19 protein-coding genes are annotated in these 20,968 nt (G+C 61.9%); 14 read left to right on the top strand and 5 right to left on the bottom strand.

The window, feature by feature from the left end:
• The first annotated feature begins 29 nt into the window (after positions 1 to 29).
• The 11 genes from ACQ66M_RS04385 to ACQ66M_RS04435 all read left to right on the top strand — a co-directional run bounded on the left by ACQ66M_RS04385 (position 30) and on the right by ACQ66M_RS04435 (position 10,679).
• Positions 30 to 497 (top strand): Lrp/AsnC family transcriptional regulator, encoded by a 468-nt coding sequence (locus ACQ66M_RS04385; protein ID WP_430402149.1) that lies wholly within the window; start codon positions 30 to 32, stop codon positions 495 to 497.
• Positions 498 to 531: 34 nt separating this feature from the next.
• A complete protein-coding gene (locus ACQ66M_RS04390) occupies positions 532 to 3,381 on the top strand; it encodes a [protein-PII] uridylyltransferase (RefSeq protein WP_350174341.1) in 2,850 nt (949 codons plus the stop codon).
• 22 nt (positions 3,382 to 3,403) lie between these two features.
• On the top strand, positions 3,404 to 4,960 hold the full coding sequence (gene murJ / locus ACQ66M_RS04395) for a murein biosynthesis integral membrane protein MurJ (protein WP_430402151.1): 1,557 nt from the start codon (positions 3,404 to 3,406) through the stop codon (positions 4,958 to 4,960).
• 24 nt (positions 4,961 to 4,984) lie between these two features.
• Positions 4,985 to 6,019, top strand: a complete 1,035-nt coding sequence (gene trpS, locus ACQ66M_RS04400) for a tryptophan--tRNA ligase (RefSeq protein WP_350174345.1) — start codon at positions 4,985 to 4,987, stop codon at positions 6,017 to 6,019.
• Positions 6,020 to 6,110: 91 nt separating this feature from the next.
• Complete coding sequence (locus ACQ66M_RS04405; RefSeq protein ID WP_430402153.1) at positions 6,111 to 6,569, top strand: copper chaperone PCu(A)C; 459 nt, start codon at positions 6,111 to 6,113, stop codon at positions 6,567 to 6,569.
• Positions 6,570 to 6,748: 179 nt separating this feature from the next.
• The gene (locus tag ACQ66M_RS04410) at positions 6,749 to 7,807 is read left to right on the top strand and encodes a hypothetical protein (RefSeq protein WP_430402155.1); all 1,059 of its coding nucleotides are present in this window, start codon (positions 6,749 to 6,751) and stop codon (positions 7,805 to 7,807) included.
• Between the two features lie 80 nt (positions 7,808 to 7,887).
• Positions 7,888 to 8,469: a NifU family protein gene (locus tag ACQ66M_RS04415; protein ID WP_430402157.1), complete on the top strand. Its 582-nt coding sequence runs from the start codon at positions 7,888 to 7,890 to the stop codon at positions 8,467 to 8,469.
• A 39-nt stretch (positions 8,470 to 8,508) separates the two neighbouring features.
• Entirely contained in the window at positions 8,509 to 9,108 is a 600-nt protein-coding gene (locus ACQ66M_RS04420) for a malonic semialdehyde reductase (RefSeq protein ID WP_430402159.1), read from the top strand.
• Positions 9,109 to 9,121: 13 nt separating this feature from the next.
• Positions 9,122 to 9,766 carry a tRNA (adenosine(37)-N6)-threonylcarbamoyltransferase complex dimerization subunit type 1 TsaB gene (tsaB, locus tag ACQ66M_RS04425; RefSeq protein ID WP_430402161.1) on the top strand — a complete coding sequence of 215 codons (645 nt, stop codon included), beginning with the start codon at positions 9,122 to 9,124 and terminating at the stop codon, positions 9,764 to 9,766.
• A 2-nt stretch (positions 9,767 to 9,768) separates the two neighbouring features.
• Positions 9,769 to 10,218, top strand: coding sequence for a ribosomal protein S18-alanine N-acetyltransferase (gene rimI / locus ACQ66M_RS04430; protein ID WP_350174780.1), 450 nt, complete (start codon positions 9,769 to 9,771; stop codon positions 10,216 to 10,218).
• Between the two features lie 47 nt (positions 10,219 to 10,265).
• A complete protein-coding gene (locus tag ACQ66M_RS04435; protein ID WP_350174357.1) occupies positions 10,266 to 10,679 on the top strand; it encodes a Fur family transcriptional regulator in 414 nt (137 codons plus the stop codon).
• 46 nt (positions 10,680 to 10,725) lie between these two features.
• Here the strand turns inward: ACQ66M_RS04435 and ACQ66M_RS04440 are convergent, their stop codons facing one another.
• Positions 10,726 to 11,703 carry an NAD(P)H-dependent flavin oxidoreductase gene (locus ACQ66M_RS04440; RefSeq protein WP_430402162.1) on the bottom strand — a complete coding sequence of 326 codons (978 nt, stop codon included), beginning with the start codon at positions 11,701 to 11,703 and terminating at the stop codon, positions 10,726 to 10,728.
• A gap of 99 nt (positions 11,704 to 11,802) precedes the next feature.
• Positions 11,803 to 13,230, bottom strand: a complete 1,428-nt coding sequence (locus tag ACQ66M_RS04445) for a DEAD/DEAH box helicase (RefSeq protein ID WP_430402164.1) — start codon at positions 13,228 to 13,230, stop codon at positions 11,803 to 11,805.
• Between the two features lie 376 nt (positions 13,231 to 13,606).
• Here ACQ66M_RS04445 and ACQ66M_RS04450 point away from each other — a divergent pair, with 376 nt between their 5' ends.
• Entirely contained in the window at positions 13,607 to 15,112 is a 1,506-nt protein-coding gene (locus ACQ66M_RS04450) for a flavin-containing monooxygenase (protein ID WP_430402166.1), read from the top strand.
• A gap of 18 nt (positions 15,113 to 15,130) precedes the next feature.
• On the opposite strand, the gene ACQ66M_RS04455 is transcribed toward ACQ66M_RS04450, so the two are convergent.
• Positions 15,131 to 15,568: a c-type cytochrome gene (locus ACQ66M_RS04455; protein ID WP_350174365.1), complete on the bottom strand. Its 438-nt coding sequence runs from the start codon at positions 15,566 to 15,568 to the stop codon at positions 15,131 to 15,133.
• 59 nt (positions 15,569 to 15,627) lie between these two features.
• On the bottom strand, positions 15,628 to 16,545 hold the full coding sequence (locus ACQ66M_RS04460; RefSeq protein WP_430402168.1) for a fatty acid desaturase family protein: 918 nt from the start codon (positions 16,543 to 16,545) through the stop codon (positions 15,628 to 15,630).
• Positions 16,546 to 16,614: 69 nt separating this feature from the next.
• Here ACQ66M_RS04460 and ACQ66M_RS04465 point away from each other — a divergent pair, with 69 nt between their 5' ends.
• Positions 16,615 to 17,418, top strand: coding sequence for a hypothetical protein (locus tag ACQ66M_RS04465; RefSeq protein WP_430402170.1), 804 nt, complete (start codon positions 16,615 to 16,617; stop codon positions 17,416 to 17,418).
• Positions 17,419 to 17,544: 126 nt separating this feature from the next.
• Positions 17,545 to 18,288: an alpha/beta fold hydrolase gene (locus tag ACQ66M_RS04470; protein ID WP_430402172.1), complete on the top strand. Its 744-nt coding sequence runs from the start codon at positions 17,545 to 17,547 to the stop codon at positions 18,286 to 18,288.
• Between the two features lie 12 nt (positions 18,289 to 18,300).
• Here ACQ66M_RS04470 and ACQ66M_RS04475 read toward each other — a convergent pair whose 3' ends face one another.
• Positions 18,301 to 20,892, bottom strand: a complete 2,592-nt coding sequence (locus tag ACQ66M_RS04475) for a response regulator (protein ID WP_430402174.1) — start codon at positions 20,890 to 20,892, stop codon at positions 18,301 to 18,303.
• Between the last annotated feature and the right edge of the window lie 76 nt (positions 20,893 to 20,968).

Genomic DNA, 20,968 nt, shown 5'->3' on the forward strand with positions numbered 1-20,968 from the left:
ATTGACATATTCTGCCAATAAAGTACGAAATGGATTCAACAGATGCCAAGATACTGAGCGCGCTGCAGCGCGATGGCCGCCTGACCAACCAGGAATTGTCGACCATGATTGGCCTGTCGCCTTCACCCTGCCTGCGCCGGGTGCGCAATCTCGAAGCGGCCGGTCTGATCACGGGCTATACGGCGCTGGTGGATGAAAAAGCCTGCGGCTTTCCCATTACGGGCTTTGTGCGCATTCGCCTGACCAACCATTCCGACGAGACCGTCCTGCGCTTCGAGGAACGCATTGCGCACACCGATGCGATTATCGATTGCTACCTGATGACCGGCAGCGAGGACTACCAGCTGCGTGTCGTCGCCCGCAGCCTCGACGATTATGAAAGGCTGGTACGCCAGACGATCCAGAAAATTCCGGGAATTGCCTCAATAGAAACCAGTTTTGCCTATGGTGTCGTCAAACAGTCGCGCAGCCTGCCTGTGTTGCCTGAAAAGCGGTGATAGTCGGCAGGCGCCGACCTGCTATAGGAATGGAATGACCGATACGTCGACCCCCGCCCCGAAAGCCCCCAGTCTTGTCGAGACACGCAGCCCGTCCAGACGGCGGCCGGGACGGTGGCGCATTTCAAACATTATCGATGGCCGCGCCCTGCGGGTGAAACTGACGGCGGCGGCCCAGAACAATCTGGGAGACCCTCAGACGGCACGAAAGATTGCGATTGATCACTTGCACGCGGCGCTGTTTCGCGGGCGCATGATCGCGCAGGAGCGCCTGCAGCAGGGCGCAGACGGACTGGATACGGCACGCCTGCTCTGCGCCGTCCAGGATGAAGTCATTCATGCGCTGTACGATTATACGACCACCCATGTCATCCGGGCGCGCAACCCCACCGAGGCAGAGCGGATCGCGCTGGTCGCGACCGGCGGCTATGGGCGCGGCGTGATGGCGCCGTCATCCGATACCGACCTTCTGTTCCTGCGCGCCTACAAGGTCAGCCCGCACACCGAAAGCGTGATCGAATACATGCTCTACGCGATGTGGGACATGGGCCTGAAAGTGGGCCACGCCTTCCGCACGCCGAACGATTGCGTGAAGCTGGCGGCCGAGGATGTCACCATCAAGACATCCATGCTGGACGCACGGTTCATCTGCGGCGACGAGGCGCTTGCCAATGACATGTTCGAGCTGTTCCAGCGCGATGCGGTGAAGGGCAAGGATGCCCAGTTCATCGCCGACAAGCTGGCCGAACGCGACGCGCGGCACAATCGCCACGGCGATGCGCGTTATGTGGTCGAACCGAACCTGAAGGAGGGCAAGGGCGGGCTGCGCGACCTGCAGACGCTCTACTGGATAACCAAGCACATGTATGGCGGCACGACGCTGGAAGACGTCATGCGCAATGGTCCGTTCACGCCGCATGAATATGCCGTCTTTATCCGGGCCGCGAAATTCCTGTGGACCGTTCGCTGCCACCTGCATTTCGTGACCGGGCGGCCGGAAGAGCGACTCGGGTTTGACCTGCAGCCTGAAATCGCCTCGCGCATGGGCTATCGCGATCGCGGCGAGCAGCAGGGTGTGGAGCGTTTCATGAAACGCTATTTCCTGATCGCCAAGGATGTCGGCGGGCTGACACGTATCCTGGCGGCCAAGCTGGAAGCTGATCACAAGAAGAAGCCGGAAGGCCTGCGCCGCTTCCTGCCGGTGCGCGCCCCGCAGGCCCTGCCGGAAATGGGCTTCACGCTGGATAATGGACGCATCAACGTGATCGGCGAAGACGTGATGGCGGACGATCCACTCAACATGCTACGCCTGTTCACGATTGCCCGCCGGGAAGGCAAGGACATCCACCCGGACGCGCTGACAGCCCTGACCCGCAACCTGCGCGGCATCAATGAGCCCGTGCGCGAATTGCCTGAGGCAAGGCGGCTGGTACTGGAAGCCATCATGGGCGGCGACAGGCCGGGCCAGGTTCTGCGCTGGATGAACGAGTCCGGCCTCCTGGGACGCCTGATACCGGAATTCGGCGGCATCGTGGCGCAGACCCAGTTCAACATGTATCATCACTATACGGTGGACGAGCACACAATCCGCGCCGTCGCTCATATTTCCGACATGGAGCACGGCCGCGGAGACAGGGTTGCGCTCGTCTCGGAACTGTTCCCGCTGCTTGAAAACCGCCGGGCGCTGTATCTGGCGATGCTGTTGCATGACACAGGCAAGGGCAAGGGCGACCAGCAGATCGAGGGCACGAAGACCTCGGCGCGCGCCTGCGAACGGCTGGGCCTGCCGCAGGCGGAAACCGAACTGGTGGCCTGGCTGGTCGGACACCATCTGGAAATGAGCGAGACCGCGCAGAAGCGCGACATCTCGGACCCGCGAACCGTCGCAAAATTTGCCGACCTTGTAGGCTCGCTGGAGCGGTTGCGCCTGCTCTACATTCTCACCGTTGCGGATATCAAGGCCGTTGGCCCCGCCGTCTGGAACGCCTGGAAAGGCCAGTTGCTGTCCGATCTCTACAACAATACCGCAGCCGCCCTGCGCGGCGGCCGCACGGATGAGGCCGGCGTGCTGGCCGAACTGGAAGCGCGGGCTGAACGCCGCCGCGAGGCGCTGGTGGATCAGATCGGCAGCGTGCCGGCCATCATGCTGGAAATGGAGACTGCCTACTGGACCGGGTTCGACCTTGAAGACCTTGCCTGGCAGGCGCAGGTGCTGACCGATTCTGAAGATACAGTTGCCCACCGTTACCTGACCGATGGCGGCGCTGTGGCGGTGATCGTGTCCGGCGCCGACAGAACCGGCCTGTTCGCAGATCTTGCAGGCACGCTGGCCCGCCTCGGCGCGAATGTCGTCTCGGCGCAGGTCTTCACCAGCCAGAGTGGCCGGATCGTCGATATCTTCATGCTGCAGGACCATGCCAAGGGCGCATTCGCCTCGGGCGATGCGCCGCGCATGGAGCGGCTGGAACAGGCAATGCGCGATGCCCTGGCAGGCAAGGCCATCAAGGGCGACGTCAAGACACGCGCGGGACGGCGCGAGGCGGCATTCCTTGTGCAGCCCTCTGTCCAGATCCGCGATGACCTGTCTGCCGACTATACGGTGATTGATGTCGGCGGCCGCGACCGCCCCGGCCTGCTGCATGAAGTCGCCGATGTTCTGGCCGATATGAAACTGTCGATCCATTCAGCGCATGTCGGGTCTTATGGGGAACGCGTGTTCGATGCATTCTATGTTCAGAACGCTCGCGGCCAGAAACTGGGCAAGGGCGCGCGCAGGGATACACTGAAGGAGCGTCTTGTCACTGTGCTCAGGCGCGAAGAACTTGAGGCACCGCAAACCCCGGCCCGGAAGCTGAAACGCTCCCGCGCCGTGGACAGTTTCTGAGAATTCACCGAAGGGGACGGGCATGAGCGTCGCGCGCAACACACTCGTGCAGTCTTCCCTGACGCTGGCCAGCCGTGTGCTGGGCATGGTGCGCGACATCCTGCTGGTCGCCAGGATCGGGGCCGGACCGGTGGGCGATGCCTGGGCCACGGCACAGCAATTCCCGAACCTTTTCCGCCGCATCTTTGCCGAAGGCGCCTTTGCTTCTGCCTTTGTGCCGACCTATGCGCGGACCCTCGAAGCTGAAGGCCCGGAAGCGGCCCGCGCCGTGGCGCAGGAGGCAATGCGTGTCCTGTTTGCGGCGACAGCTGCCCTGACGATCCTCGCGCAGATCTTCATGCCCTGGGTTCTGTTGCTGATCCATGGCGGGCAGGCCGACGACGCGGAGAACTATAATCTCGCTGTGTTCCTGACGCGCGTGACCATGCCCTACCTGACCTTCATGGCGCTGGCCGCGCTGCTCTCAGGCGTGCTGAATTCCTCAGAGCGGTTCATCCTGTCGGCGGGTGTGCCGACCATCCTGAACCTCTGCCTCATCCCGGCCGCCTTTGTCAGCCCGGACCCGGTAATTACGGCCAAGGCCGCATCCATTGCGTATTTCATTGCCGGCGTGCTGCAGGCGGGAGCGCTCTGGTGGGGCGTCAGGCGCCAGAAGGTGCATCTCAGCCTTATCGGCTTGCCGCGCCTGACACCGGCCGTGAAGAAGGTCATGCTGCTCGCCCTGCCCGGTACGATCGCGGCCAGCGGCACGCAGATCAACATCATTGTCAGCCAGTCGCTGGCGAGTTTCGAAGTAGGCGCCAAGAGTTGGCTCTATGCCGCTGACCGGCTGTACCAGTTGCCGCTGGGCCTCGTCGGTGTGGCGGTTGGCGTTGCGATCCTGCCGCGCCTGTCGCGCGCCGCCCGCGCGATGGATGATGCGTCCAGCCGCACGACCATGGATGAGGGCATCGGTCTGGCCATGGCGCTGACCCTGCCGGCGGCGGCATCGCTGATGATTGCGCCGGTCTTCCTGATAGATGCCTTCTTCGCGCGCGGTGAGTTTACCGCGTTCGATGCGCTGCAATCAGGCAGCGCGCTGTTCCACTTTGCCTGGGGTGTGCCGGCCTTTGTCCTGATCAAGGTTCTGGCACCCGCCTATTTCGCGCGGGAGGATACGAAGACGCCGATGCGCTATGCGCTTGTCTCGGTCGCCATCAACACGGCGCTGGGCGCGGGCCTGTTCTTCTGGATGAAATCGCTGGGCCAGCAGGGCTTTATCGGCCTTGCCATCGCAACCAGTGTAGCCGCCTGGGTGAACGTGATCCTGCTGTGGACGACTTTGGTGCAGCGGGACTGGTACCGGCCGGGGGCCCGGCTCGTCTCCGGCCTGGTACGGGCCGCGCTCGCGACGAGTGCGATGTCAGTCCTTGTCTGGCTGATGCTGGACAATCTCGAAGCCATGAAAGCGAGCCTGTATGACAGCAAGGCGCTGGCGGCGGCGGTGATCGTGCTGGCTGGCGGGTTTGCATATGCTGTCGCGGCCCTTCTGACCGGGGCGGTGCGGATCAGCGACATCCGCCGCACTATGCGGCGCTGATCAAACGCGCTATTGGCCCTGCCCATGACAGATACGACCCCCGCCTATACCGGCCCCGAGCGCGTCTTTTCCGGCGTCCAGCCCACCGGCAAGCTGCATCTTGGCAACTATCTTGGCGCGCTGAAAAAGTTCGTCGCCCTGCAGGACAGCCACGAGTGCCTGTATTGCGTCGTCGACCTGCACGCGATCACGCAGCCCGTGGACAAGGGCGCCCTGGCTGACCAGACCCGCCAGATCGCGGCGGCCTATCTGGCCTGTGGCATTAATCCCGCCAAATCCGCGATGTTTGCCCAGTCTTCGGTACTGGCACATGTCGAGTTGACCTGGATATTCAATTGCGTGGCGCGCATGGGCTGGCTGGAGCGGATGACCCAGTTCAAAGACAAGGCCGGCAAGGATGCCGAGCGGGCCTCGGTCGGCCTGTTCGATTACCCGGTGCTGATGGCAGCCGATATCCTCGCCTACAAGGCAACCCATGTTCCCGTCGGCGATGACCAGAAGCAGCACCTTGAACTGACCCGCGACATCGCCGAGCGCTTCAACCGCGAATATGACGTGCCGGGCTTCTTCCCGCTGCCGGAGCCCCTGATCCAGGGGCCGGGCGCGCGTATCATGAGCCTGAAGGACGGCACGAAGAAGATGTCCAAGTCGGATCCCTCAGACCTGTCGCGCATCAACCTTGTCGATACGGCCGACGAGATCGCGAAAAAGATCAAAAAGGCCAAGACCGATCTTCTGGGTGACATGCCGAGCGAGGTGGATGGCCTGAAGGGGCGCCCGGAAGTCGAAAACCTTGTCGGCATTTACAGTGCACTGTCGGGAGAGCCCGTCGAGGCGATCCTGCGTCAGTATGGCGGACAGGGCTTTGGCGTGTTCAAGCCTGCGCTCGCCGATGTGACCGTGGCACACTTTGCGCCCATTACCGAACGCTTCCGCGAGATTCTCGACGATCCGGCCGAAATCGACCGGGCGCTGGCGTCCGGCGCCGATCAGGCCCGCGCCATCGCCGCGCCAATCATGGACGAAGTGCGCCGCATTATCGGCTTCTGGCAGGTCTGACAGGTCGCTCTGCGGCGGCATGGCCCCTATCGGGGAAGTTCCGAAACGCGTAGTTTTTGCACCAGATGCAATTAACCCGAAAGGATGCAAGATGAGATTTCCCCTCCTTGTTGCCGGTTTGATCGGACTCACGATGGTGACGGCCTGTACTCAACCCCTCCCAGAGGGCGTCAGTGTCATCGAAGTATCAGATGCCTATGTGGTGAAGCCGGCGGAAGGGCGCGACGTGACGGGTGGCGGCATGATGATCACGGTCAGAGGTGCTGACGAAGCGCTGGTCGCTGCGACGGCGGATTTTGCGGACAGCGTGGAGATTCACACCATGTCCATGGACGGCGGCATGATGAAGATGCGCAAGCTGGATTCGCTTCCCGTAACCGAAAAGGAACCCCTGGTTCTCGAACGCGGCGGCAACCATCTGATGTTTTTCGGGGTCTCGTCTGACATCGCGATCGGCGACTCGGTCGATATCGTCCTGACCTTCGACAATGGTCAGGGCAAGGAACAGATGCTGGTCACAACGGCCGAAATCATTGGCCAGGGCGACTAGCTGCAATTTAATTGTGCAGATCACAGGAAAAAAACCAAAGGCCGACAAGGGTCTTGGCAACGCTCTTGCAACTGAAATTTCGTGTTGCGGAGATTTAACTGTTAAGGGACTGTTAATAACGGCGAAATCCTCGCATAGTGTCGCAATAGCAACAGTTCGAGCTTTTGAAAGTAGAGTGGATGGCATTTGATAGTCGCTTGCCTGCGGCCTACCAGGAGGAAGGCCCCGTCGTGACCCGGATCGGTACCGATCATCTCGTGACATTCGACTATGCTGAACCCAGCCCGATCATGCTGTTCTTCCAGCGCTGGTGGCGCCGGTCCATTCTGATGATGAAAATTGGCGTGGTCGTCGGCGCGGTTCTCGCCTACCCCGTGATGACCGTGACGTCCCACCGGATCGATGACCGTGACGTGGCGCTGGCCGCCAGCCAGAACTGGGCCTCTCCCGAAGCCGGCGTTGCCATCAACAAGATTGCCCGCGAACTGGAAGGTACCGGCTGGGCCGGTGACCGCGCCAGCTGGCACCCGCAGGCCCGCCTGACCGCAATGCCCGCATGGCAGAAGGCCACGGCCGACGCGCTGGCAGAGCATACGCGGCTGATGGCCGTCATGAGTTCGGTAAATGAGGAACCTGATGCAGACCTGACTGCCGCAGCCCGCCTGCTGCACGGCATGCCCGGTGATGACATGCGCCCGCGCCTGACATCAGCCGCAGAGGCCCTCAACCGTTTCGATACCCGTGCTGCACGCGGCCTGGCCGTCCAGCCGGACCGGATGGAATTCGTCAAGGCCGAATCCCGCCTGTTTGCGGGGTGGGCCGAGACCGACCTGACGGACCTGTCAGCCCAGATCAACCGCGACGTGGTCGAGTGGCCGGCCAGCCGGACGGATATTGTCGCCTTCTATGGCGCCAAGGCCCGCGCGCATGTGGCCCGCGAAATGCTGATGGCGGCAGAACGGTCCGATCCCCGCATCGGCCGGGAACCTGCGGTTCAGGACGCGATGATCAAGGCCAAGGATGCCTGGGGCCGCGCCGCACGCATGAAACCCCTCATCGTGTCAAACCAGCCCGGTGACGGTATGCTGATGGCCAATCACCTTGCCAGCATGGGATTCTTCCTCGCCGAGGCCAAGCGTTCATCATTGGCTCTGGCTGATGCACTGGAGGCTGTTCCGGGAGAAGACCTGGAATCGGTGGCTGCACTGGACCCTGCCCTGGCTGCAACCGCACCCTGATCAGCCTTTCCCCTTGAACGCACAGCCCCTTCGGGCCATCTGAGCAGGGTATCAGCCATGCGAGAGGGGCCACACAGCCCATGTTCATCCAGACCGAACCGACGCCAAATCCCGACACCGTGAAATTCCTGCCCGGCCAGCCGGTTGCAGGTGAGCTCGGCCCGTTTGATTTCCCCGATATCGCCAGCGCCCGCATGAGCCTGCTTGCGCGGGCCCTGTTCCAGGTGGACGGAGTTGACCGGGTCTTCCTTGGCAGTGATTTTGTTTCAATCAACAAGGACCCGGCCCGTGACTGGAAACACGTCAAGCCAATGGTGCTGGCGGCCATCATGGACCATTTCATGGCCGGTTTGCCGGTCGTGGAAGATGGCGCCGTTGCTGCAGGCGGCAGCGACGATGACGGGACGGTCTATGAGGGCGAAGCCGCTGAGATTGTCGAGGAAATCAAGGAATTGATCGAAACGCGCGTCCGCCCGGCCGTGGCGCAGGATGGCGGCGACATCATTTTCCACCGGTTCGAGCCCGACACCGGAATCGTGCATCTGTCGATGCGCGGCGCCTGTGCTGGCTGCCCCTCCTCGACAATGACGCTGAAGCAGGGCATCGAAAACATGCTCAAGACCTACGTTCCGGAAGTGACGGCGGTCGAAGCGGTCCTGTAGGACCATAGGACGACGCCAATAGCAGAAGGACATGCAGCCATGGCCCACCCGGTCAACGATCACGCCCTTGACGTGATTTTCCGCGACGCGCGCAGCCAGAACGGGTTTACCGATAAATCGGTGCCGGAAGTTCTGGTGCGTGCCGTCTACGATCTCGCCAAGATGGGCCCCACCAGCGCAAACTGTTCGCCCGCCCGTTTCGTGTGGGTGACCAGCGAAGAGGGCAAGAAGCGCCTGGCGCCGCACATGTCGGATGGGAACCGGGACAAGACGCTGACCGCGCCCTGGACCTGTATCATTGCCTACGACCTGCACTTTCAGGAAAAAATCCCGAAACTCTTCCCCCACGCCCCCGGTGCGAAGGACTGGTTCAATGCCAATCGCGACGAGACGGCCTTTCGCAACGGTTCGCTGCAGGGTGCCTATCTGATGATCGCCGCACGGGCGCTGGGCCTTGATTGTGGTCCGATGTCCGGATTCGATGCGGATGGCGTGAACCGGGAATTTTTCGAAAGCCAGGACGGCGAGATGAACCATTGGCGCGCCAATTTCATCTGCAATATCGGCCATGGCGACAAGTCCAAGCTGTTCGACCGCAGTCCGCGCCTGGACTTCGACGAAGCCTGCCGGATTCTCTGAAGCCATACACGCGATGCTGGTTCTCGCCCTGAACACCGCCTTTGCCGCCCTGGAGGGCGCAGTGGTGCGCGATGGCGAAATCCTTGCTGATGCACGCGACCCGATGGCGCGGGGACAGGACAGGCAGCTGCCGGACTTCGTGGAAAGACTGTTGGCTGAGGCCAGTGTGCCGCTGGACGCAATCGACCGGATCGCGGTTGTTACCGGACCGGGTAGTTTTACCGGTATCCGGATCGGCGTCTCCTATGCCCGCGGCCTCAGCCTGGTGACCGGCGCCGAATGTGTCGGCGTTACAAGTCTCGAAGCGGCCATTCCTGCCGGCATGGCGGGCAATACGCTGGGCGCGCTGATGGCGCAGAAGCGCCCGCCGGACCAGACATGGTGGGTGCAGGGGCTTGAGGGCGATGAGGGCATTGCAACGCCTGTCGAGGTCAATCTGACGGACCTGAAAGCCATGCTGGAAGGCTTTAGCGTGCCTGTCTTCATCGACGGGGTTGAGGCCCTGGGCGAAGCGACAGCAGGTATTGACGTTCGTCCGATGCGTCCGTCGGCCATTACCGCTGCACTGAAAGCCGCAGGGTTCGATCCCGCAGCACACCCGCCTGCCCCCGTCTATGCCCGCGAACCGGACGCGACTTTGCCGGGCGGGAAGCCTTGACCATGCCGCTGGTCGTGCTGCGTCCGGATGATGCCGGTCGGGTCGCGATGCTGCATGCGGCGGGCTTTCCCGATCCATGGCGCCCTTCCGCATTTCGCGACCTTCTGACCGAAAGCACGTCCCTTGGGCTCGGTATCGAACAGCATGGCGGCCTGGTGGGCTTTGTGCTGGTGCAGATCGCGGCAGGTGAAGCCGACATTCTGACGATCGCAACAGCGCCGGAACTGAAGCGCACGGGCATCGCGACGCAATTGATGCAGGGCCTCGTGTCGCGGCTGGGCGAGCGCGGCATTGCGCGGATCACCCTGGACGTTGCCGAGGACAACGCGCCGGCGCGGGCATTGTATGACAGGCTGGGCTTTGCCGAGGATGGTCGCCGGCCCAACTATTACACAACGGGCCGGGACATTCCGGCAGCCGCCATCCTGATGTCCCGCAACCTGTCGGTTTGATACGGGCATGTATGGACTTCCCCTCGCGTTAAAGGCAGAACATCTCCATGGATAGACTCGAGAAACTTTGCGCCGAAAAAGGCCTTCGAATGACAGAGCCACGCCGCGTGATCGCGCGTATCCTGTCCACGTCAGATGATCACCCCGACGCAGAAGAGCTGCACCGGCGTGCCAACTCCATGGATGCGTCGATTTCACTTGCGACCGTCTACCGGACGGTGAAACTGTTCGAGGATGCCGGCATCATCGAACGTCACGATTTCCGCGACGGGCGTGCGCGCTATGAAGAAGTTCCCGACGAACACCATGACCACCTGATCGACATCAAGACAGGTGGCGTGGTCGAGTTTCATTCAGATGAGATCGAGGAACTGCAGATCGAGATTGCCCGCAAGCTCGGCTACAAGCTCGTGGATCACCGGCTCGAACTCTACGGCGTGCCGATCAAGGACGGCGAATAAAAGCCGCCGCCTCTCCCTGCAGGGAGAGGCGGCAGGCAATGCGGGCCTAAGCGTTCAGGAAGCGACCCAGACGACCATTGATGATCTCTTCGGCCTCGGCCATGATCCGGTCGATCAGTTCCTTGCAGGTCGGGATATCGTGGATGAGGCCGGCGACCATGCCGCAGCTCCAGGCCCCGGCATCCATGTCACCGTCCATCATGATGCGCGGATAGACGCCCGCCACTTCCTCGGCAATATCCTTGAATTCCAGCTTCGAACCCAGTTCCTTTTCCTTGACGAGAAGACGCTCAACCGCAGCGTTCGTCAGCACACGCTCGGTATTCCGGAGCGGGCGCATGACGAGGCGCGTGTCGAGTTCCGACGCAGCGACAATCGCGTCCTTCACGTTCTGGTGCACGGGCGCTTCCTTGGTCGCGATGAAACGCGTGCCCATGTTCATGCCTTCCGCGCCCATGGCGAGCGAGGCAACGAGGCTGCGCCCGTCGGCCTGACCGCCCGACGAGACGAACGGAATGTCGAGTTCATCCGCTGCGCGCGGCAGAAGGATCATGTTCGGAATGTCATCTTCACCGGGGTGGCCGCCGCATTCAAATCCGTCAACGCTGACCGCATCACAGCCGATTGACTGGGCCTTCAGAGCATGGCGGACGGCGGTGCATTTGTGGATGACCTTGATGCCGTGTTCCTTGAGGATCGGCAGGACCTGGACCGGGTTGTTCCCGGCGGTCTCGACGGCCTTCACGCCGCCGTCGATGATGGCTTTCACATAGCCCGGATAGTCAGGGGCATTGACGACCGGCAGGAAGGTGAGGTTCACACCAATCGGCTTGTCCGTCATGTCGCGGCAGCGGGCGATCTCGTTGGCGAGATCAGCCGGTGTGCGCTGGGTCAGCGCGGTGATGATGCCAAGCCCGCCGGCATTCGACACGGCCGCTGCCATTTCGGCGAAGCCGACAAAGTGCATGCCGCCCTGGATGATCGGGTGCTGGATACCGAACATTTCGGTGATACGGGTCTTCATGGGTCGCCTCCAAATACGATTTTGCGCCATCCTTGAACAAGGACGGCGCAACTCGCAAGGCTTACGATGGGTAAAGGGCGCGTGGCCCCCCAGGCTTACCTAGCTGGACGCAGGCGACCAGGAGCCACGGCTGCGCGCAGCCGCCGGAGCGACACTGCCGCCGCCATTGCCGGAACGCTGGCCACCCGGCTTGCCGCCCTGTTTGCGACCGCCATTGGACGATCCGCCGGATTTCGGCTTGCCGCCATGGCCGTGTGCGCGGGGCTTGCCGCCGCCACTGCCACTGCGGGCATGACCGCCACGACCACCACCGCCGCTGCCGCCCGGACGGCTACGGCCGCCATTGCGCTGCTGCTTGTGCGGGCCCTCTTCCTCCGGAAGCGAAAGGTCAAGCGCTGTACCCGCTGGCGGATCAAGGCGCGGAATGGACTTGCCGGTCAGCTTTTCGATATCGCGCAGGTAGGCGCGCTCGTCATTTCCGACGAGCGAAATCGCGATACCCGAATTGCCCGCACGCGCGGTACGTCCGATGCGGTGAACATAGGATTCCGAAATGTTGGGCATGTCGAGATTGAACACGTGGCTGACGCCGTCGACGTCGATGCCGCGCGCCGCAATATCGGTCGCGACCAGGATTGGCGCCTTGCCGCTCTTGAAGGCTTCCAGTGCACGAATGCGCTGGTTCTGGCTCTTGTTGCCGTGAATGGCTTCAGCATAGAGGCCGTTATTGCCAAGGTGTTTCACGATCTTGTCAGCGCCATGCTTGGTGCGGGTAAAGACGATGGCACGGTCCATGTCATCAGCCGACAGCAATTCAGCCAGAAAGTCGGGCTTTGCATTGCCCTTGATCATGTAGACGGCCTGGTTGATGCGTTCGACAGGCCGGGATTCCGGTGTCACGGCAATCTCGACCGGGTCGCGCAGGAAATCGTCTGCCAGCGCGCGGATCGGCTTCGGCATGGTTGCCGAGAACAGGATCGTCTGGCGCTTGTTCGGTACCGCCGCCATGACCTTGCGGATGGCCGGCATGAAGCCGAGATCCATCATCTGGTCCGCTTCGTCTAGCACGACAGCGGTCGTATCGGCGAGGCTGATGGCCTTGGTGTCCATATGGTCCAGCAGGCGGCCGGGGGTGGCGATCAGGAAATCGACGCCGCGCGACATGGCCTTGATCTGTGCGCCGGGCTTCACGCCGCCGACGACAACCGCAACGCTTGGACGCATGTGGCTGCCATAGGCGCGGACGCTGTCGGCGATCTGGGCTGCCAGTTCACGGGTGGGTGCAAGGACCAGCACGCGCGCGGTGCGCGGGGCCGGGCGCGATGGCCGGGTTGCAAGCAGGCTGAGCAGTGGCAACACAAAGGCAGCTGTCTTTCCGGTACCCGTCTGGGCGATGCCGACAACATCACGGCCTTTGAGCAGGGATGGAATGGCCTGGGCCTGGATAGGCGTAGGTGTGGTATAGCCCTCAGCTGTAATGGCTTTGAGGACGGGCTCGGCGAGGCCGAGTTCGGTAAATTGGGTCAAAATGACTCTTTCATGTTCAGGCGCAGCGTGAGGCTGATGCCCGCGCGCGCTATTGGCTCTAATTGTTTAGGAAGCCTGTTGTGATCGGCATCCCGGTTCTTGCGCGCACTCGACGCGAAACCGGACAGGCTTACGATCAATGCGAGAGCAGCGGCACGCCTTTATGGGGCGCTGTCCCTGCTGCGTGAGCGTATGACACGCTTTGCTGCGCCGCACAAACGGTTTTAACGGCGGGAGTGTTAACGCTGCGGCACCTGCCGTTTCACCGCAACTAGGGGAATTTCCGGAGTGTACGTGCATACCTGAATGCGCTTCTATGGCTGTAAACAGAACAGCCACTCGCATGGCTGGCACTTCAGGGACGGAAACGAAACGCATGGCAGACACACAGACGCTTGAACGCAAATCCAGTGACACAGCGACGGAACATTTCGATGTGCTGATCGCGGGCGCGGGGATTTCCGGCATCGGGGCGGCCTATCACCTCAAGACCCAGACGCCCGGCAAAAGTTTCGTGATACTTGAATCCCTGGAGAGCTTTGGCGGCACATGGCTGACGCACAAGTATCCCGGCATTCGGTCTGACAGCGATCTCTACACGTTCGGCTACCGTTTCAAGCCATGGACCGGCCAGCCCATCGCCGCAGCCGACAAGATCCTCACCTATATGCAGGAAGTGATCGACGAGAACGATATCACGCCGCACATCCGCTATCACCACACGATCCTGTCGGCGAGCTGGTCCTCGCAGGACAAGCGGTGGACCATAGCGGCACGTCGTTCCGATACCGGTGAGACGGTCCAGATCACCGCGAACTTCCTCTGGATGTGCCAGGGCTATTACGACCATTCCAGGGGCTTCACACCCGAATGGGAGGGCATGGATGATTTCAAGGGCCGGATCGTGCACCCTCAGACATGGCCGGAAGACCTGGACTATAAAGGCAAGCGCGTCATCGTGATCGGCTCCGGCGCCACGGCGGCGACGCTCGTGCCCGCGATTGCCGCCGACTGCCAGCATGTCACGCTGCTGCAGCGTTCGCCGACCTATTTCATCCCCGGTCGCAATGAGAACGAACTGGCCGACGAGCTGCGCAAGCTGCAGATCGACGAGACCTGGATCCACGAAATCGTACGCCGCAAGGTTCTGTTCGACCAGAACGAGTTCACACGCCGCGCCGTGGAGGAACCCGACGTCGTGAAGGAAGAACTGCTGGCCGGTGTGCGTGAATTCCTGGGACCGGATTTCGACGTGGACAAGCATTTCACGCCCGCCTACCGCCCGTGGCAGCAGCGCATCGCGTTCGTACCGGATGGCGATCTTTTCCAGGGCATTGCCAGCGGCAAGGCATCTGTCGTCACAGACCATATCGACCGGTTCACGGAAAAGGGCATAATGCTGAAATCAGGCGAGGAACTGGAGGCCGACATTATCGTCACTGCCACCGGCTTCAACCTGTCCGTCCTTGGCGGCATTCCCTTCACGGTCGACAACAGGCCGGTCGATTTTTCCGACACGGTCACCTATCGCGGCATGATGTTCACAGGTGTGCCGAACATGGCCTGGGTCTTCGGCTATTTCCGCGCCAGCTGGACCCTGCGCGTCGACCTGATGGGCGACTTTGTCTGCAAGCTGCTGAAGCATATGGATGCAAAACATGTCCGCCAGGTCGAGGTGGCACTGCCACCTGAGGACAAGGACATGGAGCGCCTGCCCTGGATTGATGCGGGCAATTTCAATCCGAACTATCTGATGCGGTCCATTCACCTTATGCCGAAGCGCGGCACCAAACCGGAATGGCAGCACAATCAGGACTATTGGGCCGAGAAGGACGAAATCCCGCTGATCGACCTCGACGCGCCGGAATTCATCTATTCCTGACACCCTTTCGCCGCCGGCCTACAGGTCGTGCGGCGCCTGGATGCTCTCGATATAGGTCAGCAGCGAGTCGATATGGTCCGCCTCGAACTCGAAGACCGGCATGTCCGGATGGCCGACCATGATGCCTTCAGCCAGTGGTTCGGCGAGATCCTCAACCGGATAGTTTTTTGACAGGTTGCGGAAAGGAATTGCATCGGGATGCGGGCTGTCGCCTTCCGGTCCGATGGCGTGACAGGTCGCACAGATCGTCTCGGCAATCTCGCGCCCCTGTCCCAGTTTTTCCGCATGTGTATTGGCAAAGGGCCCGTCCGGACGCTCGGTCGGCTCAGCGACCGGCAGCGAGGGTTCGGCTGGTGTGGGCGCCTCAGGCACGGCTGCCGGGGCTTGCCTGGTACAGGCGGAAAGCAGGCAGGCCGCCGCCAGCAAGGGGGCCAGAATCAAACGGGTGCGAATCATAAACGTGTCTCCTGCGTTTGGCGCACACCCTAAGCCAGTGCGCCCACAAGGGACAGGCCTCAGGCTGCTACGGCGCTTTCGGCCTCGTCATGACGCACGGCGCGCTTCAGCACATCGAGATAGCCATGCGAGATGCAGTCATGGTTGCGGTAATAGCCACGTGAGGACAGCAGCTTGTGCAACCGGGGGAGGTTATAGCCCGGCACGGCAGCAAAATGGTGATGCTCGAGGTGATAGTTCACCTGGTTGGGCGCAATCAGCAGCCGCTCCCACCATGACGCCAGTGTCGTACTTGTATTGTCGCGCGGGTCGAGACTGTCGCGATTGATCGCGACACCATGCTCGCCGATCTGGCGCACGCGCGTCAACACGGGATAGACGAAAATCTCCGCTGCCCACCACATCAGGTAGGCCCATGGCGCGCCGACGGCAGTCAGCACGGCCAGCAGGCCGACATGGAAGACGAGCCAGGGATAATGTTTCTTCAGCTTGAATCCCTTCAGCTTCATCATCGTGTCGCGAAAGCCTGTACGGCCAGTCACATCACGTAGCAGCTTGCGCTTGAGGCTGTCCTTCGAGACCGGATAATTCTTCACGAAAATCCTGTCCGGATCCTGTTCGGTGCCGGCATATTTGTGATGCTTCAGGTGATAGGCGCGATAGGCATAGACCGAGATGTTCATCGGCGCGCCGCACAGCCAGTGCCCGATGAAATCATTGCCTCCCTTGCTTTTGACGAAAGCATGGTGGGCGCAGTCATGGTTGAGAATGCCGAGACCGAGCTGGCGCCCGCCGAGGAACACGATCGCCGCGAAAATGGTCAGCGGGTTGGTCCAGATGATCGGCACGGCGAAGGCCGCCACGATCAGCGCCCAGTTGAACAGGAGTGACGCAATCGCTTTCACGTCGGAAGGCGTCGACAGGACGCGCAATTCTTCCTTCGTAAGCGCATCAGACAGGCGTATGGCTTCAGTCATGTTCAGGCGTCTTCCCTTCGACTTCATTATCTTTTTGTCTTTGTAACATAATTATGCACAATACGTCAAATGTCGTTACGTTTTAAACCGACTGCCGCCGAAGACGTGTCCGCGCGCACACTTGTCCTGTCTCTGATGAGCGTGCCGGGGCGACGGCCGCAGACGCTGGCCTATCTCTCGCGCGCCGGCAGCCTGTTCGGCATGGAGCCGACGGCCATCCGTATGGCGGTGACGCGGCTCGTGAAGGAAGGCCTGCTGGAAAGCGTCGACCGCGGTGTCTATGCGACTGGCCCGAAGGCCGCTGCCTTCACCGCCGAAATCAGCGACTGGCGGGGCGCCCCCGCCCGCACCCGTCCATGGACCGGCGGATGGATCGGCGTCATCACCAATCATCTTGGCCGCACAGACCGGAAAGACCTGCGCGCCCGCATGCGGGCCCTGCGCCTCTATGGTTTTGCCCAGGCCGAAGCGGGCCTGTGGGTGCGGCCCGACAATCTGCGCCAGTCACTGACGCAACTGCGCGCCGCGCTGCTGCGCATTGGCCTGCAGGAAGACGCACTGCTCGTGGCCATTAGCGAGACCGCCATGCCGGCGGGCGTGAACTGGCGCAACCTCTGGTCTACCGATGACCTCAAGGCCACTTATGAAGGTGCCATCGCCGCCATGCGGGCGAGCCGCAAGGCCGCCGCCAGCCTGCCACCCGACGCCGCCGCCCGCGAGACTCTGCTCGTCGGCCAGTCCGTCATCCGCACAATCAACCTCGATCCCCTCCTGCCGGATGACATCGGCGACGCGGACCTGTTCCGCCAGATGGTGATCGAGATGGACGCCTATGACGCCTTCGGCCGGTCCTGTTGGGAGAGGCTGGGCTAAGGCGCCCCCAAGGGAAGCATCCCGGTTCGGTACGGCCCACCTGAGCGCGAAATCCTTGCTCACGGGCGCAGCTTGTGGCTCAATCCTTTTCAGGAACAGTCACTTGGGGCTCGGGGGAGCAAGACAATGATCCTGTTTGTGCATGGCGTGCCGGACACGCCTTTTCTTTGGGGCCCGCTGATCAAGGCGCTTGGCCTGAAACCGGACCAGTGGATGGCGCCTGCCCTGCCCGGCTTTGGCTGCCCGGTTCCGGAAGGCTTCAAATGCACGAAGGAGGCCTATGCAGACTGGCTGGTCGGCCAGATGGACGCCGTGGGACGGCCGGTGAACATTGTCGGCCATGACTGGGGCGCCCTGCTCACCTTGCGCGCCTGCTCCCTGCGGCCGGACCTGGTGGAAAGCTGGTGCGTCACCAATGCCGTAATCGACAGCCAGTATTCCGGCCACCGCATGGCGCGCATGTGGGCGACGCCCCTGCTCGGCGAACTCGTGATGGCGGGCATGCGGGACAGCGCCAAGCTTGAGGCCGCACTGGCCGAAGGCGGCATGCCTGCGAGCATGGCGGCGCATGAAGCCCCGCTGGTCGACAAGACGATGCGCCGGGCGATCCTCAAGCTCTACCGCTCTGCCCGCGGCCTGCGATTCTCGGGTGACTGGGAGAATGACCTGGCAAACCTGCCTGCCAAGGGACAGCTCTACTGGGGCGAGACCGATCCCTTTGTGGATGTCTCCGTGGCGCAGCGTTTCGCAAAACGCTGGCAGTATCCCCTACACATCGAGCCGGATGCAGGCCATTGGGCCTGTGCCGAACACCCCGGCAGCTTCGCCCTCGTTCTCAAGGAATTCTGGGCCACCAAGCGGATGATGTAATATGGCGCGCGCCTAGGCTGCTTCCGCTTTCGGATTGCCGAGTTCCATCTTCACGCGCTCGGCCAGCTGTCGGGACGTGAATGGCTTGGCCAGAAAGGAAACGGCGCGGTCATCGTCCAGCTGCTTGGCAAGGTCGCGCTCGGCATAGCCGGAGATGAAGATGACGCGGGCATGGCCCAGCAACTCCTTCGCCTCGCGGATCAGGGTCGGGCCGTCCATGCCAGGCATGACAACGTCCGAGATAACCAGGTCGAAGCTACCCGGATTGTCTTCAAGCACTTCCATGGCTTCTTCGCCATCACAGGCTTCCGACACGTCATAGCCGCGCTTGCGCAACTGGGTCGCGGTGATCGCGCGCACGCCGTCTTCGTCCTCGATCAGCAGGATGCGGCCGCGTCCGGAAATATCCATCGGGCGATTGGCCAGTTTCTCCGCCTGGGTGATTTCAACAGGTGCCGGAATGTCTTCAGCACGAAGGGCAGGCAGGTAGATCTGGAATGTCGTCCCCTTGCCCACACTTGAGATAGGGCAGATATAGCCGCCCGACTGCTTGATGATGCCATAGACCGTGGCAAGGCCGAGGCCCGTACCAACGCCGGCTTCCTTGGTGGTGAAGAAGGGCTGGAAAATCTTGTCCATGACGTCACGCGGCATGCCATGACCGGTGTCTTCCACCTCGATCAGCATGTAGTCGCCATCCTCGACATAGCCAAAGCCCCTGGCCTGCGCATCCTTACCGGTGGCGCGTGCCGTGCGGATGGTCAGCTTGCCACCATTATTGTGGCTGATCATGGCATCGCGCGCATTGGTGGCGAGGTTGATGATCGCCGTTTCAAGCTGGTTCTTGTCAGCCTTGATATGGGGCACATCGCGGCCGTGCTTCACTTCGATCTCGACGCGCTCGTCAAGGATCTGGCGAAGCAGGATGGAAAATTCGGACAGGAAGTCCGTCACGTTGAAGATTTCCCGCTTGAATGTCTGCTGGCGGGCATAGGCGAGGAGCATGCGGACGAGATCCTTTGCCCGGATCGAGAATTCGTGGATCGATTTCAGGTTATTGTAGGATGGATCACCCACAGGGTGGCTGGTCATCAGATCCTCATTATTGAGAATGATGCCCTGAAGCACATTGTTGAAATCATGCGCCACGCCGCCGGCAAGCTGGCCGATGGCCTGCATCTTTTCGCCATGCGCCAGGCGCAGTTCCAGCTCGCGCTGCTCCGTAATGTCGATGACATAGGCAACCGATGGCCGGCCATTGCCATCCAGCGTGACGAAGACATTGACGTGACGCTGTTCGCGTCCGGCCAGTTTCAGGCCGACAGGCTTGTCGATTGCATCGATCAGCGACGTGTTCAGCGCATCCGGGCCGTCTTCAGCCACAAACAGGTTCGCGAAATGACCACCTGGCGTCGCTTCGCCGCCTGTCATTTCCATCAGCGCGCGGTTGGCATCAAGGATGATCGCTCCGTCGACGCTGTCGCCCTGCAGACGCACGGCGCCAAATGGCGCGTCGTCAAACATCGGATCGCCTTCAAGGCGTGGCGGACGCGACGAGGACGCAAAATTGAGGCGCTCTTCCTGGCCGTTCATCACCTGCTGGTTGGCAAGGATGATCGTGCGGCCAGCCGCCTCGGCCCCGCGGCCGGCCCATGTCGTGATGGCCTGGACCGGAACTTCGACGCCATCGCGGGCGCGCAACTGTATATCCGCACGTCCGGGCGCGCCGGTCTTGCGGTCACGCGCCAGCATTTTCACGAATTCAGGACGCATGATGTCGTCGATGCGAATGTTCTTCGCCGATTCCGGCAGGCCGAGCAGTTCACGAAGCCATGAATTGGCATAGGTAATCGTGCCATCCGGGCGGGCGGCGAAGAAGCCCATCGGGGCATCCTCGACATAGAGGGATTTCAGATCTGAGGCACCAGTCGCCTCCTGCTGGCCCGCGATCCGGCGGATACGCCAGAGTACACGCTGGCGCGGCAAGGGCGAGACGCCGATTTCGAACTGGGCGGGCACCTGTTCGGAGCCGATCGTGATTGGTGGCAGGACTTCGCGGCGGGCCTGGCCCGCCATCGCCGCCTTGGACAGACGGTAGACCGGTGCGGCAAGGCCCGGATTGGCGCCGAACAGGCGATCAACCGTGACAGCACCGCCGTCCGCCTGACCGACCATCAGGGCAAGCTGGCTGAGTTCGGCATAGGACTGGTTGGCCGCGACGGGCGCGCCGCCCTGATCAGTGATCAGCACCGATTCGTCGAGCGCCTCGATCCAGCCGAAACGGGGCATGTTCGTCTGAACAGCCCGCGCAGCCGATCCACGCTCCGGAAACAGTCCGAGGAACCGACCTGCCCCACGCACGATCCAAAGCAGGAATACCAGCCCGCCGGACGCCATGGTTATGAGCAGGATGGGCCCCGGGGCACCGGACGCTTTCGGCCAGGCGAGCGCAACACTTGCGGCAGCAATGGAAATCAACAGGCAGCCCCAGAACAGCAGCTGCATGACGTCGATGCGACCGCCCCATGCGGACATGCCCTCGTCGCCCGTGGTTTCGCCGTCATCGCCCGTATTGGCTGCCTGCGTCAGTTCCAGGGAATCCATGCGTATTACATCTCCTGCACCGACAGCATCGCAACATGCCGGATCACTATACACTGATTCCGCCGGCACCACGCCG

The organism is Hyphomonas sp. (assembly GCF_965284475.1).
Classification (GTDB): Bacteria; Pseudomonadota; Alphaproteobacteria; order Caulobacterales; family Hyphomonadaceae; genus Hyphomonas.

Bases quoted from the DNA above. Each gene is read 5' to 3' on its own strand.
- ACQ66M_RS04385 (WP_430402149.1), top strand. From the start codon at position 30: ATGGATTCAACAGATGCCAAGATACTGAGCGCGCTGCAGCGCGATGGC.
- ACQ66M_RS04390 (WP_350174341.1), top strand. From the start codon at position 532: ATGACCGATACGTCGACCCCCGCCCCGAAAGCCCCCAGTCTTGTCGAG.
- murJ (WP_430402151.1), top strand. From the start codon at position 3,404: ATGAGCGTCGCGCGCAACACACTCGTGCAGTCTTCCCTGACGCTGGCC.
- trpS (WP_350174345.1), top strand. From the start codon at position 4,985: ATGACAGATACGACCCCCGCCTATACCGGCCCCGAGCGCGTCTTTTCC.
- ACQ66M_RS04405 (WP_430402153.1), top strand. From the start codon at position 6,111: ATGAGATTTCCCCTCCTTGTTGCCGGTTTGATCGGACTCACGATGGTG.
- ACQ66M_RS04410 (WP_430402155.1), top strand. From the start codon at position 6,749: ATGGCATTTGATAGTCGCTTGCCTGCGGCCTACCAGGAGGAAGGCCCC.
- ACQ66M_RS04415 (WP_430402157.1), top strand. From the start codon at position 7,888: ATGTTCATCCAGACCGAACCGACGCCAAATCCCGACACCGTGAAATTC.
- ACQ66M_RS04420 (WP_430402159.1), top strand. From the start codon at position 8,509: ATGGCCCACCCGGTCAACGATCACGCCCTTGACGTGATTTTCCGCGAC.
- tsaB (WP_430402161.1), top strand. From the start codon at position 9,122: ATGCTGGTTCTCGCCCTGAACACCGCCTTTGCCGCCCTGGAGGGCGCA.
- rimI (WP_350174780.1), top strand. From the start codon at position 9,769: ATGCCGCTGGTCGTGCTGCGTCCGGATGATGCCGGTCGGGTCGCGATG.
- ACQ66M_RS04435 (WP_350174357.1), top strand. From the start codon at position 10,266: ATGGATAGACTCGAGAAACTTTGCGCCGAAAAAGGCCTTCGAATGACA.
- ACQ66M_RS04440 (WP_430402162.1), bottom strand. From the start codon at position 11,703: ATGAAGACCCGTATCACCGAAATGTTCGGTATCCAGCACCCGATCATC.
- ACQ66M_RS04450 (WP_430402166.1), top strand. From the start codon at position 13,607: ATGGCAGACACACAGACGCTTGAACGCAAATCCAGTGACACAGCGACG.
- ACQ66M_RS04455 (WP_350174365.1), bottom strand. From the start codon at position 15,568: ATGATTCGCACCCGTTTGATTCTGGCCCCCTTGCTGGCGGCGGCCTGC.
- ACQ66M_RS04460 (WP_430402168.1), bottom strand. From the start codon at position 16,545: ATGACTGAAGCCATACGCCTGTCTGATGCGCTTACGAAGGAAGAATTG.
- ACQ66M_RS04465 (WP_430402170.1), top strand. From the start codon at position 16,615: ATGTCGTTACGTTTTAAACCGACTGCCGCCGAAGACGTGTCCGCGCGC.
- ACQ66M_RS04470 (WP_430402172.1), top strand. From the start codon at position 17,545: ATGATCCTGTTTGTGCATGGCGTGCCGGACACGCCTTTTCTTTGGGGC.
- ACQ66M_RS04475 (WP_430402174.1), bottom strand. From the start codon at position 20,892: ATGGATTCCCTGGAACTGACGCAGGCAGCCAATACGGGCGATGACGGC.